Raw genomic sequence first — 13,891 nt, forward strand, 5'->3', positions numbered from 1 at the left:
TAATCTTTTGCAGTTATTCCTGCTTGTAATGTCTTACGATGCATCTGCAAGGTAAAACGATTCGGAGTCTTTCTTATTGTACGATAAGACTGATGGTACCCAATCTGCGGTTTCCGTCGGGGCCACGTGCAATAATGTTCTCCAGCCATATCCTCTCGCCGCGTTTACAGTTTGAAATAAAGGTCTGCATTTCCTGGGTCAGAATATTACCGGTTCCCGGGCGTTCATAAGTATCTCCGCCACGCACTCCGACAAATGTATACGAAACGATTTCAAAATTCAGGTCGAAATCGAAATCATCCGGCATACGGGGGATAATTGCCCTGGCGGCAAGCAGCATATTCTTCTGAACAGGGCCTCCATCCGTATTTGCAATGAATGCTTTGGGATCCGGAACACGCTTGATCCTGAATTCAGCAGAGCCCATTTTCCGTTGGGTTTTCCCGTCATTATGAACTACCGAGATGGTGGCTTTCTGTCCGAGAGGCACCCGGGCAATCCAATCCTTACCGTCGCGCCGCAATGTCCCCGAGCTGATGGTCGGCTGAATCTGCGACTCGGGTATCCCGGAAGCGGCGATGGAGATGGGGTTATCTACATTGGCATACAACACGTTCATCTTGGTAGGCGCCACGGTAAGTGAAGGGGTCATAACAAAATATTCGCTTTCAAACGGATATTCCTTCAATTCACCATCGGGGCCGGCAACTTTAATGGTTCCGCGATAGGTCTGTAAACCGGTAGCACCAGCGGTAACGGTATATTTGGCAATACCTCCGGAAGCAGGGATGGTGCGTCCGCCGATTACCACTTCAGGATTCTGTTTCGAATCGAGCGCAGCAACCATAATTTCAGCCTCATAAGTATCTCCCTGGAAAACAAGTTTTGAATTGGGGATAACCTTGGGCTGAACCATGTCGAATTTATAGTCTTCAGCAGAAATTGAACCATAGAGTAAAGAAACAACGTCGATTTCCACATTGCGCACATCAGCAATCAGCTTGTTGAGGAAAGTAACGTTGGCTGCGAGAATCACGTGATAAAAGTTATGCTGTTCCCAGTTCTGATTCTTACCATTGGCATCCTTGTAAGGGCCTTCGGTATCCATTCCGAGCTTTACATTGGAACGGTGCTTTTCATCGAGTTGATTAATGACATCGGCTTTGAATTTCTCGATTCTCTGCCTGAGCTCACCAGCTTTTCCTTTAGATCCATCCTGAGAACCTCCGAAAAAGTAATTGGTCGAAACGTCATATTTATCCCTGCTCTGTATCTCGGAAAGGGGGGTTGTTTTGGCTTCATCAACCGAGATCTTTTCAGACCTGGAAATCACTTCCCACTTGATATCTTCAATATAGGAAATCAGATCATTTGAGAGGGTTCTGACCTCCTTTGCCCTGTCCCAGAAAGGACCAACTTTTGCTTCATTCATCAGGTTCTGTTGCTCAAACCTTGCGTAAGTCTCATCGATCTTCAGTTTGAGGTTCTCGTTGGTATTCTCCATACTGTTGTTTACCGAGACGAAAGCCTGAATGATCTCTACAGACACATTAAGGGCAAGCAGAGCAGTCAACACCAGGTACATCATCGCGATCATTTTTTGTCGCGGTGTCTCCTTGTATCCAGCCATATTAAAATTTATCTTGTAGTGTTAAAAATCAGTTAAATATCAGCAGCAAAATTACTTCACATTCATTGCTGCAAGCATGTTACCGTAAACATTGTTCAGGGCAGCCACTTTCTTGGTAAGTGTATCGAGCTCCTGCCTGTAACGGGTCATGTCTTCACTTGATCCACTGATATTGGCAAGGTATTGATTGATGCTGGAGTGAAGTTTGTTGGTATCCTCAAGATGTGTATTCGAATTCTTCAGCTGAAGTTCATACACTGCATTAAGGGCGGCCAGGTTGCTTCCGATTTTCTGCAACTGCTCGCTGTATGTCCTGTTATCCAGACCGGTAAAATCAAATTTCTCAACCGATTTGGCCAGACTTTGAGCGGTTTGCTGATAGGTAACTGCAAACTGGTTGGTTGATTCGTTGGCTTTGGCTACTGACAGTGAAAGATCATTCACCGATTTGGCAGCATTTGAAAGATTTTTTGAATAATCATTGGTTGCCACAGCGGCGCTGGAAAGGTCAGCCATTTTACCCGCGTTCTCACTCAGGCTTCGCAAACCGTTGCCCAGACTTTGTATTAGTTCAGGACCTATCTTGGCTTTTTCAAGCATGTTGTCAAGCTCCTGGGTCGGGGTTTTCCCTTTAGGACCAGCAGGTGATCCACCACCATGATACATGCCGGCCAGCTCCGGATAAACAAGACTCCAGTCAGGCTCAACGTGCGGGGGCTCAAAAGCAGAAAAGAAGAAAATAAGGGCCTCAGTACCCAAACCAACGATGAGCATTTCATTGGCAAGGGGGTAGTGATTAATTTTAAAAAGTGCTCCAAGAATAACTACAGAAGCTCCCCATCCGTAAAGCTTTGCCATGAAGTTCCTGAATGCTTTCCCTCTGACGACATTATTCAATCCCATGATAGTTACGTGTTAATTTGTTGAGTGATTAAAGTTTGTTGTTTATTCAGTTTCTGAAAAAAGGTAATCCCTGATTAATTGTAAATTTTTGATGCCCTGGCGGGGTTATCATCTTTCTGACGTCCCATGTAATTCTGCACACAACGGAAGCCGATATAACTCTTGGCCGTATCCTGGAATTCGTAAGAACGTGCGTTTACCTGAAGGTAATAAGCAATGTCCTTCCAGCTTCCTCCCCTGACAACCTTGCGTTTCAATGCGGGAGGATCACTGTCCTTGGCATTGTAGTTGTACGCAGGATTCATATCCCAGGTAAAGTTGTATGCGCTTTCATCAAACGCATCGTTTGTCCATTCTGCAACATTGCCTGCCATGTCATACAAGCCAAAGTCATTGGCAGGATAATGGGCCACGATTACAGGCGTCAACCCGCCATCATCCACGTAATTTCCACGCAAAGGCTTGAAGTTGGCCAGGAAGCATCCTTTTTCGTTACGGGTATAAGGGCCTCCCCATGGATAAGCGCTGAATGAATTTCCTCCGCGGGCAGCCCATTCCCATTCAGCCTCAGTCGGAAGCCTGAATTCATTTACAACCGCATTTCCTTTGCTGTTCAGATAAGCCCTGAGCAACTCTGTTCTCCAGATACTGAAGGCCTTGGCCTGCTTCCAGTTTACACCGACTACGGGATAATTATCGTAGGCCGGATGCCAGAAATACCGCTCAGTCATAGGATCATTGTATGAATAAGCATAATCATGAATCCATGCAAGGGTATCGGGATAAACATTAATGATTTCTTTACGCACATAAAGAGAGCGGTCTTTCAGTCCCTGCGGGCGGTTTGCAAGACCTGCATTCACAGGGTCTCCGGCTGAATAATCCTTCCCGGCGGCAGCTTTGAAATCAACCCAGTAATACTCATAGAACAACTTCCTGGTATCGATCTCCTTGCGGCGGAAATAGCGTTCATGCTCAGGGAGAAACATATCTTCCAGCGCTTCACGCTCCTCTTCACCGTTCCATTTGATATCTGCTTTCCAGTTAAGGAAAGGAGGATCATAGGTTTCTCCGGTTTTCTTATTCTCTTCAACAAGATAAACCTCGGGATTAATCTCGCCCAGCTTGCGTCTTGCAATGGAGTCCCTGACCCAGTAAACAAACTGCCGGTACTCATTATTGGTGATCTCAGTTTCATCCATGTAGAATGCACTTACGGAAACAGTCCGCGGATCATTGATATGCGCATATGGCACATCCTGATCACCAACTCCCATGGTAAAACTTCCCATCGGGATATAAGCCATTCCGAATGGATCGGGCTGATAAAATTTCTCACGCTTTTTTACACCCACCAGTTCCCCGTTACCTGAATTTCCGCAACTGCTCAGGATAAGGGCAGCAATGATGTAGTTGAAGAGTCTTTTCATGTTTGTACCTGATTTTAATGCAAATAACGAGCGTTACTCTGATTTTATTATCCCTGCCCGTTTTTTAGACCGACAAAAATAGTAATATAATTTATTAAACCAACTTTTTTAAAAATTAAAGGAAGCGGGTATTCCTGAAACTTCTCCTGGCCTTTTCCAACTCAAGCTTAAAACTGTACCTCACCATTATTTCATGACTTCCGGCTCCGCCAATCCGCGAAAGCGGTATGTCATAGGCATAGCCGAAACTCAGATCCTTTACACTCATTCCAAGCATTACCGCCGCTGTTTCCTGAAACCTGTATGTCAGCCCGCCCCAGAATTTTTCATTGTACTGAAGCCTTGCATTGATGTCGACCTGTGCAGTTGTTCCGTCAAATTTTGCAAAGATTCCCGGAATAAACACATAGGCCGGATTCCTGATCCAGGTAATTTCATAGCCGGCAGCTGCATAATAATGCCTGCGCAACTGAAAATCAAGGCCGCCGCTTCCCAGCTCCCTGGCACCTTCCAATAACTGGGTGGCTGAAAGACCCAGATACAATCCGCCGGGCTGCTGATAAAAAGCCCCGACAGCCAGATCTGTAAACATGGTACTCTCCGTTCCACCTTTAAGAATCGGGTCATCATCAACAGGCTTAAGCTTGCCGATATCCAGCGACTTATTCAGAAACCCGACATTGAACCCGATTCCGAGCTCACCATCACCCACAAGACGATTATAGGCATAACCCAGCCTGACATAAATGTCTTTGAAATAACCGATCTTATCCTGCATTACCGATGCTGACACTCCTCCCCTCAGTATCCTGACAGGTGCATCACCGGAGATAACGAAACTCTCAGGTGAAACCCTGTTCCCTTCATCATCCTCTATCCCTATCCATTGCTGCCGCATTAATCCGGTAACCGTAATGGCGTCTCTCAACCCTGCATAACCGGGGTTTACAGCCATATGGTTAAACATATTCAGGGTAAACTGAGGCTCCTGCTGAGCATAAACAAATGACGAAATAAAAAGGCCGGCAAGCGACATCGTCATCGCAAGCCTCCGGCTAAATCGTGGCTTTGAAAAAATCTCAACTATTTTTTTTCCTGTCATCCTGGGAAAATATCATATCAGATTCAGGTCACCGTTATCCCGTCCTGGCGCAATTAACAACTAACAACAAAAAGCTAACTCTACTGCCGAAATCCCTGATTTTTCATCCTGCAGCATTAATAACACCAGAACAGCTGAATTATTATACAGCTTCATCCTGGATTAATCATTGAATGCAACAAAAGTAACATTTTCCTTAAAAATACGCATATATGATCCAAAAAAAAGCCGGTAACAATTATTAAATCGACTGAAGATGAAGACTTCTTTTCATGGGTATTTCTTTAGGAAAATCTATATACCTTTGCCACGCCTTAGGGTTTTGATAAATATTACTGATTAACAACTACTTAACATGGCATTTGTTCAAAACGAGAAACTTTTTTCGAAAAAATGGTTTATCGCCTACGCACTGATCGTCATCGGATCGTTTATCCTTGCGGCAGGTTTTGTATTTTTCATCAACCCTTACAACATTGTTCCCGGAGGCGTTTATGGCATCGGGATTGTGGTGCACCATCTGACTAAAGGGCTGTTTTCATTCTGGCCAACGGGTATTCCGGTAGGATTGTTCGGGCTTGTGCTGAATGTTCCGCTTACCATCATCGGCATAAAAATTCTGGGTCCCCGGTTTGGGGTCAAAACTGTGATCGGTTTTGTGCTGACCTCTGTTTTTATGGACATGCTGACTATGATCGTAGGGGAGAATGATCCCCTGGGCCTTGCCGGAGACGTGCTGATGGCCTGTGTGTTCGGAGGTGTTCTGATCGGGTTCGGGCTTGGCCTGATTTTCAAATCCAAAGCCACCTCAGGCGGTTCGGATATTGTTGCCATGATTATTGCAAAGTATACCCGTCTCCCCTTGGGCCAGCTGATGATCTATGTGGATTCGGTAATTGTGCTCTTCGGACTCGTGGTATTTCAGGATTGGAAAATACCCCTCTATTCATGGATTGTAATTTTCGTTACCGGAAAGGTAATTGACATTACCATGCAGGGAGTAAGCTACGACAAGACGCTTTTCATCATCTCAAAAGAATTTGCTCAGATCCGCGATAAAATCATTAATGACCTGAACCGCGGCGGCACCTATATCCCGGGCAAAGGGATGTATAACGATGCCGACAAAACCATTATATTTACCGTTCTTAACCGGAGGGAGCTGGCTATCCTGGAGGAGTATATTCACCAGATTGATCCCAAAGCTTTTGTAACCGTTGTGGATGCCAATGAAATCCTTGGTGAAGGTTTTAAATCGCTGCGCGACAAAATTTCAGAGTAGTTCTGTATAGTCTTCAGTCGCCTTTTTAAATCATTAAAATCCGGCTAAAAAATGGCTTTTTTACAGAAGGAAAAACGGTTCACCCGAAAGTGGTTTATCTCCTACGGCCTGATCACCGTGGGAACCCTTTTGGTATCCGCCGGTTATGTGTTTTTTATTACACCCTACAAAATAGTCCCGGGAGGCATTTACGGCATTTCCATCGTGATCCACCACCTGCTCGGGTGGCCGGTAGGCCTTACTGCACTTGCCTTTAATATTCCGCTTACAATTCTTGGCACAAAGATTCTAGGGCCCCGCTTCGGTGCAAAAACGGTTACAGGGTTCGTACTGACCTCTGTATTCGTGGATGTATTTTCCTATTTTTCAGAATTTAAACCATTGGTCGAAAGCGACCCGCTGCTCTCTTCTATTTTCGGCGGCGCCTTGGTGGGCGTGGGTGTCGGCCTTATTTTCAAGGCAAAGGCTACCTCCGGAGGTTCAGATGTGATCGCTATGATCATTGCAAGGTACACCCGTCTTCCGCTTGGCCAGCTGATGATGGGTGTTGATTCCGTGATTGTGCTGCTGGGATTTGTTGCGTTCGGCGACTGGCATATCCCCCTGTATTCATGGATTACCATTTTTGTGATGGGCAAAGTGATCGATGCCGTGCTGGAAGGGGTTTCCTATGAAAAAACAATTTTCATCGTTTCGGATCAGCACGAAGCCATCCGGGATAAAATCATCAATGACCTGCACCGGGGAGGCACTTTTCTGTCCGGCGAAGGCATGTATAACGGAAATGAAAAGAAGGTTATCTTCACCGTGGTAAACCGCCGTGAACTGGCCATGCTTGAGGAATTCATCAATAAAATTGATCCCAGGGCATTCCTTACTGTTATGGATGCCAATGAGATACTCGGTCAGGGGTTCAAATCACTGAAGGATAAACTTGAGGATTAAATCCGGCTTAATCAATAGAAAGCCAGATGCGCTGAACTATTCATTTTTCAAGGGTAACTCCCGTTCACAGCCTGTTCAGCGCAATTGAATATTGTGCTGATTACAAAAATTTAAGCGTTTAAGCATAATCAAATACTGAATCCGGGGTTCTGCTGCTATCTGAACAATTTCACGATGTCATTCCCGTTCGCAAAAATCAGCAATCCGAAAAGCAGCACCATTCCAACGATCTGTGCGTACTCAAGGAACTTGTCGGAGGGTTTCCGCCCGGTTATGATCTCATAAAAAAGGAACATTACATGCCCGCCGTCGAGGGCAGGAATCGGAAGCACATTCAGGATTGCCAGCATAATGGAAAGAAAGGCTGTAAGGCTCCAGAATGCCTGCCAGTCCCAGGTAGAAGGAAAAATATTTCCGATTGTAATGAAACCTCCGACAGATTCATACGCCTTCGCTTCCGGGGAAAAGATCAGCTTCAGCTGTTTCAGGTAATTCCCGACCCCTTTCCATGTCCGGTTAAAGCCTGCCGGAATAGCGGCTAAAAAGGAATATTGCTTATCCTTGAAAGAAAAGTGATCGGCAGGATTGGTCATTGCTCCTATCAGACCCGATTCGGGCAATCTGAAATTAAACGTGAGGGTATCAGCCTGGCGCAACACTTTCAGACTGATATCCTGATTTCTGTATTCCGGTATTATTTCCCTGAACTGATCAAAATACAGCACCTCAAGATCGTTGATCCCTATAATGCGGTCGCCTTCAAGCACGCCGGCCGCTTTGGCAGCAGATTCAGCGGAAAACCCCGCGATGACAAACGGCATACGGGCATTGATAAAATCGGGGGACTGATGCTTGAGCAAACGGGCAAGGAAACCTTCAGGAATCAAAACGTTGAAAGGCTGACCGTCGCGCTCAACCTGTATGGTCTTTGCTTTGTCAAGAATGATTTTCCCGGGGATCTTGAAGAAATCTTCAACCGGTTCATTATCCACCGACAGGATTTTGTCGCCGTTGCGCAGCCCCATTTCCTGAGCCACAGAATCAGCAACAATACCATATTTATTGGCTTCGGAAGTAGGCAGATACTGTTCGCCCCAGAGCCAGAGCATACCTATATAAATTGCAATGGCAAGCAGGATGTTGACAGTAACACCTCCCAGCATGATGATCAGCCTTTGCCAGGCGGGCTTGCTCCTGAATTCGAAAGGTTGGGGAGGCAGTTGCATCTGCTCCTTGTCCATCGACTCGTCAATCATTCCGGAAATTTTGACGTATCCGCCAAGCGGCAGCCAACCCAGGCCATATTCCGTTTCGCCCTTTTTGAATTTAAAGAGTGAAAACCAGGGATTGAAGAAAAGGTAAAATTTCTCCACACGGGTTTTAAAGATCTTGGCGGAAATAAAATGTCCGAATTCATGAAAAATAACGAGAATTGACAGGCTTAAAAGTAACTGAGCAGCTTTAACAAGGATTTCCATACTTTGAGGTCAGAATAAAAATGAATGAGTTTAACAAAAATACATGTTTTAGGTTCAGCCAGACACCATCTGATTACCGATTATTTCCCCGGCAATCCGCCTTGTTTCCTGATCGGTTCCGGAATATACCGAAAAATCCGGATTACGGTCAAAACCAACCCGGTGCATGCAGGCTTCGATAATGTCAGGAATCTGAAGAAATTTTATCTGGTCTTTCAGAAAAGCATTTACGGCTACCTCATTGGCTGCATTTAAAATACAAGGCATGTTTCCACCGGACTTCATAGCGCTGTAAGCCAGATCGAGACAGCGGAAATTTTCACGGTCAGGTTGTTCAAAAGTAAGCTCGGGATGACTTAGAAAATCAAACCGGGGATACGCTGACCTGAAGCGATGCGGATAGGAAAGGGCATACTGAATCGGCAGGCGCATATCCGGAAGTCCCATCTGGGCTTTTATTGAGCCATCGCCAAACTGCACCATGCTGTGGATAATGGATTGCGGGTGAACAACCACATCGATCTGGTCCGCACCAAGTCCAAAGAGCCATTTTGCTTCAATTACTTCGAGTCCTTTATTCATCAGGGTAGCTGAATCAATGGTTATTTTGCATCCCATGGTCCAGTTGGGATGCTTCAGGGCTTCGGCTTTCGTAACTTGTTGCAGGTATTGTTTATTTTTCCCCCTGAATGGCCCGCCTGAAGCTGTCAGATATATTTTTTCCACGGGGTTGTGAAATTCACCGGCCAGGCACTGGAATATCGCCGAGTGCTCAGAATCTACCGGATTAAGGTTAACCCCCTTTTCCCTTGCCAGTGTGGTCACCAGTTCACCGGCTACCACAAAGGTTTCCTTATTGGCAATGGCAATCTGTTTCCCGGCTTCAATGGCGGCGAGGGTGGGGCGAAGGCCTGCATATCCGACCAGGGCAATCAGCACCATATCAATGGATTCCATCCCGATCACCTGCACCAGCGCATCTTCACCGGTATAAACTTTAATATCAAGAGGCTGAAGCGCCGAAGCAACCTTCTGGTAAAGGTGCTCAGCGCCAATGACAACGGCATTGGGCCTGAACTCAACAGCCTGTTCGATCAGCAGGGTCGCATTGTTTTGTGCTGAAAGGACTTCAACACAAAAATGCCCGGATTGCTTCCTCACCACATCCAGGGCCTGCGACCCAATGGAACCGGTCGAACCCAGGATGGCCAGATTTTTCTTTTTGGTAATTGCCGACATCAGCTTCTCAGAAAGTAAGATATTTTTCAGGATCAACCGGTGAACTGTTGATCCACAATTCAAAATGCAGATGAGGCCCGGTTGAATATTCACCGGTATTTCCTATGATCGCAATGGATTCTCCCGCCCGCACATAAGCACCCTGTTTGCGCAGAAGCACTGAGTTGTGCTTGTAAACAGTGATTACCGCCCCTGTATGCTGTATCGCGATAACATTCCCGGTTTCTGCCGTCCATTCCGAAAAAAACACCACACCATCGTATGCCGCCTTTACTGCCTCGTTTTGCCCGGTAGCGATGTCAATGCCGTAATGCCGCTTTGAGGCATCAAACCGGTTTGTGACTATCCCTTTTACAGGCGCATAAAAGTTAAGCTTGCTGACGGGGGTATTCTGCCGCGGGGACGACCTGGAATCAATATTCAGGTTATAAAGATTCTCCTGCTCATATTCTTTTCTCAATAAGGAATCTTCTTTAGACCTGAGGTTGCTGATCCTGGAATAACCGGACCTGATTATTGAATCGGTCTGCACCGGTGATTGATCCGGCAATGGAACTACTTCGCCGGAAAGCAACCTCTTTAGGTTTAAAATATGCAGATCACGGTTTTTCAGGGCCTCTCCGATTGAATCGGTTCTCACCTGTAACTCATAGAGGTCTTTCTGCAGGTTTGCATTGCTGTATCCGGGGATATACTCGCGCAAGGGGGTAAAGGCGATGAGATAGGTGGTCAGGAAAATCAGAATAATGGCAAGTGTCCCTGTTACAACAAATACATTCAGGCGCGAAAGCTTGAATGACAATTTCTCTTCAAAAGTATCTTCATTGAGAATAACCAGCCTGTATTTATCCCTCAGCTTATGATACCAGCGGACTTTACGCTCGTCATTACTATCGGAGGTTCTCCTGAAGGATGCCATAACCGGGATTTAATCAACTTGAATTTGAGGCCACAAATATCGGAAAAAACCAGATACACGGTCAATTTATTCCCGGATTCATGCATGAATACTCCCGTGAAAGCATCGCCGGCTTATAGGTCAGTCATCGGCAGAAGCAGGTCGTGCAGAAAAAAGGAAACGGTTTATTTACTGAGTTTTGGGGCCGTTTCAAAAAAATAAAATATTTTTGCAAATTATCAGTTATTTATAGTGAAACTGAAAATCCGCATATCCTTGACTACAAATACCGTAAACCTGCGACAAGTTGCCTTCTGGGCATTGCTGCTTTCCGTTTTGATTTCCTCCTGTTCTACAAAAAAGAATACATTCACAAGGAGGGCATATCATAACCTTACCGCACATTATAATGCTTACTGGAATGGCAATGAAAGCCTGAAGGAAGGTGCCGCCGATTTGCGGAAAAACGCCAAGGACAATTATGCTTCCGTTTTACAGATATATAATTACGGTACTGAATCCAATGCCCAGACTATAAATCCGAATATGGACAGGGCTATTGAAAAGGCTTCGAAGGTAATCCAGCGCCATTCGATGTTTTTCGATAAAAAAGAGCATGTAAAATGGGTTATCCGGAGTTATATGCTGATTGGCAAGGCCAATTTTTACAAGCAGGACTACAATGCTGCCCGCAGGGCTTTTGAATATGTTAACCGTCAGTACAACTACGATCCGGTAAGTTTCGAAGCCAGGCTATGGCTGGGAAAAACCTACAAACAGCAGAAGCAATACGACAAGGCTGTGACCATCCTGGATGAGCTGAACAAAGAATCGGCCCAGACACTGCTGCCCTGGGTGGTTCGCAAGGAACTGCCGCTGGTCTATGCCGACATGTATATTGCTCAGGGAAAGCTAAACCTGGCCAGGGAACAGATTGAAAAAGCCATTCCGTTGAACAGCAATGCAAAACTAAAAACAAGGCTGAACTATATTCTGGCACAGATTTATCAGACCGAAGGCAAAGACAGCCGGGCCGGAGAATATTTTACCAAAGTCCTGAAAAGCCCTGCTTCCTTTGAAATGGCATTTAATGCCCGTATCAACCTGGCCAGGGTATACAACGCCAATACAGGCGATAAGAAACTCATCATCCGTGAACTTGAAAAAATGCTCAGGGATATGAAAAACAAGGATTTTCAGGATCAGATTTACTATGCACTGGCCGACATCGCCCTTAAGGACAAGAATGATACCCTCGGAATCAGCCACCTCAGGAAATCCGTTGCAAGCAGTTTCTCCAATGACTACCAGAAATCTATTTCCTCGCTGCGGCTTGCCGATATCTATTTCGCCGGAAAAGATTACCGCAACGCCCGGGCATACTACGACACAACGCTGATGTCGCTGCCAAAGGATTTCCCGGATGCTGAAAAAATCGAAACCAAAACCGAAATCCTTACCCGCCTTGTAGAGAACCTGCAGATCGTTCATATTCAGGACAGTTTGCAGCACATGGCCGCGTTACCCGAAGCCGAGCGACTTGCCATCATTGACAAGGCAATCGCGGAATACACAAGAAAAGAAGAGGAAAGAAAAAAGCGTGAAGAGGAAGAGCGTTTGCAGGAAATGGCCGGCGCCAGTCTTCAGACCAGACAAATCGTTGACCCTACACGCGGCACTTCCGCCCTTGGCGGAGGCGGATGGTATTTTTACAATCCTACAGCCATCAGCATGGGTTTCAGTGAATTTACACGAAAATGGGGCAGGCGCAGACTCGAAGATAACTGGAGGCTTAGCAACAAGCGGGAGGTGATGTCTGATCAGTTTGCCGAAGACGGCAGTGAACTCATGCCTGCAGATTCACTGGCCGGCGGCAAGGATGGGGGAAAAGGCGGAGCTGATTTCAAAAGCCGCGACACCTACCTGAAAGGCCTCCCTTTTACACCAGAGAGTATCGAAGCAAGTAATCAGCAGATAGCCACCGCCTTGTTCAATGCCGGCATCATTTACCTGGAGGAGCTGTTTGATAAAAACAGGGCTGCCGAAGTGCTCTCACAGCTCAATACCCGGTTCCCTGAAAATGAAAGTGCCTTGCAGGCCAATTACCACCTCTACCGGATAAACCGGGACCTGGGCAACGAAGCGGAGATGAACCGCTACAAGGATGCCATCATCAGCAATTACCCCGACAGCGATTATGCGAAAATACTCATTGATCCCAATTACAACCTTGAACTGGAAGCTGCAATGAACCGGGTAAGATCCCTGTATGAAGAGACATACCTGGCTTTCAACAGGGGGCAATACCGTACCGCCATCATTTACAGCAACGATGCGCTCGCCAACTACCAGGACGAAACGCTTACCCCCAAGTTTGCATTTATAAGGGCGGTATCGCTCGGCAAAACGGAAAATCAGGACACCATGAGGGTAGAACTGAATAAGCTTGTAACTGAATATCCCGGCAGCGATATTGTTGACTTTGCCCGCAGGTTGCTCGGCGAAAGCAGCCCCGGCGCTTCCTCATCCGGGATCCCTGCGAAAGAAGAAGAGGAAAAGACTGAAAAACCGCTCGACCTCAGTATGTATAAGTTCAATCCCGGAGCCACCCACTTCTATGCACTGATCGTTGACGGTGCTTCAGTGAATGTTTACGGCACCAAAGTCAGGATTTCGGACTTCAATACGAAGAACTACAGCGTGGAAGGGCTTCAGGTAAACAGCGTGCTTCTTGATAACAGCAGGCAGATGATTACCATAAGCAGTTTCAACGAACTGGACAAAGCCATGAAATATTTCAACGGCATCAAAGAAGACACTTATGTCTTCTCAGGCATCAAAGAAGGCACATTTGAACAATTCCTGATTTCAGCCGAAAACTACCCGGTCTTCTTCAAGGAAAAAAATACAGCTGCCTACAAGCAGTTCTTCGAAAAAAATTACCTGAAAAAGTAATTTCTGAAAGAATTAATCCGAAATTAGCA

The 13,891-nt window shown here is 46.0% G+C and carries 10 protein-coding genes; 3 read left to right on the top strand and 7 right to left on the bottom strand.

Annotation, left to right across the window (positions count from 1 at the left end):
* Window positions 1-73: 73 nt before the first annotated feature.
* The 4 genes from porM to TBC1_RS07995 all read right to left on the bottom strand — a co-directional run bounded on the left by porM (window position 74) and on the right by TBC1_RS07995 (window position 5,065).
* Entirely contained in the window at window positions 74-1,630 is a 1,557-nt protein-coding gene (gene porM / locus TBC1_RS07980; protein ID WP_082189527.1) for a type IX secretion system motor protein PorM/GldM, read from the bottom strand.
* A gap of 51 nt (window positions 1,631-1,681) precedes the next feature.
* Window positions 1,682-2,533: a type IX secretion system motor protein PorL/GldL gene (gene porL, locus TBC1_RS07985; RefSeq protein WP_062040540.1), complete on the bottom strand. Its 852-nt coding sequence runs from the start codon at window positions 2,531-2,533 to the stop codon at window positions 1,682-1,684.
* A gap of 74 nt (window positions 2,534-2,607) precedes the next feature.
* Window positions 2,608-3,963: a T9SS ring complex lipoprotein PorK/GldK gene (gene porK, locus TBC1_RS07990; RefSeq protein WP_062040543.1), complete on the bottom strand. Its 1,356-nt coding sequence runs from the start codon at window positions 3,961-3,963 to the stop codon at window positions 2,608-2,610.
* A gap of 115 nt (window positions 3,964-4,078) precedes the next feature.
* Window positions 4,079-5,065, bottom strand: coding sequence for a PorP/SprF family type IX secretion system membrane protein (locus TBC1_RS07995; RefSeq protein WP_082189528.1), 987 nt, complete (start codon window positions 5,063-5,065; stop codon window positions 4,079-4,081).
* Between the two features lie 355 nt (window positions 5,066-5,420).
* Here TBC1_RS07995 and TBC1_RS08000 point away from each other — a divergent pair, with 355 nt between their 5' ends.
* Together TBC1_RS08000 and TBC1_RS08005 are read left to right on the top strand one after the other, a co-directional pair.
* Window positions 5,421-6,347, top strand: a complete 927-nt coding sequence (locus TBC1_RS08000; RefSeq protein WP_062040548.1) for a YitT family protein — start codon at window positions 5,421-5,423, stop codon at window positions 6,345-6,347.
* Window positions 6,348-6,398: 51 nt separating this feature from the next.
* Entirely contained in the window at window positions 6,399-7,292 is an 894-nt protein-coding gene (locus TBC1_RS08005) for a YitT family protein (RefSeq protein WP_062040551.1), read from the top strand.
* Window positions 7,293-7,447: 155 nt separating this feature from the next.
* On the opposite strand, the gene rseP is transcribed toward TBC1_RS08005, so the two are convergent.
* From rseP to TBC1_RS08020, 3 genes are read right to left on the bottom strand one after another with little or no spacing between them, the layout of a single operon-like run.
* Entirely contained in the window at window positions 7,448-8,770 is a 1,323-nt protein-coding gene (gene rseP, locus TBC1_RS08010) for an RIP metalloprotease RseP (protein ID WP_062040554.1), read from the bottom strand.
* A gap of 54 nt (window positions 8,771-8,824) precedes the next feature.
* A complete protein-coding gene (locus TBC1_RS08015; RefSeq protein ID WP_062040556.1) occupies window positions 8,825-10,009 on the bottom strand; it encodes a 1-deoxy-D-xylulose-5-phosphate reductoisomerase in 1,185 nt (394 codons plus the stop codon).
* 7 nt (window positions 10,010-10,016) lie between these two features.
* A complete protein-coding gene (locus TBC1_RS08020) occupies window positions 10,017-10,928 on the bottom strand; it encodes a M23 family metallopeptidase (protein ID WP_062040558.1) in 912 nt (303 codons plus the stop codon).
* Window positions 10,929-11,183: 255 nt separating this feature from the next.
* Between TBC1_RS08020 and porW the strand changes: the two genes are divergently transcribed.
* Complete coding sequence (gene porW, locus TBC1_RS08025; protein ID WP_137305526.1) at window positions 11,184-13,862, top strand: type IX secretion system periplasmic lipoprotein PorW/SprE; 2,679 nt, start codon at window positions 11,184-11,186, stop codon at window positions 13,860-13,862.
* Window positions 13,863-13,891 lie beyond the last annotated feature (29 nt).

It is taken from the genome of Lentimicrobium saccharophilum (genome assembly GCF_001192835.1).
Lineage (GTDB): Bacteria > Bacteroidota > Bacteroidia > Bacteroidales > Lentimicrobiaceae > Lentimicrobium > Lentimicrobium saccharophilum.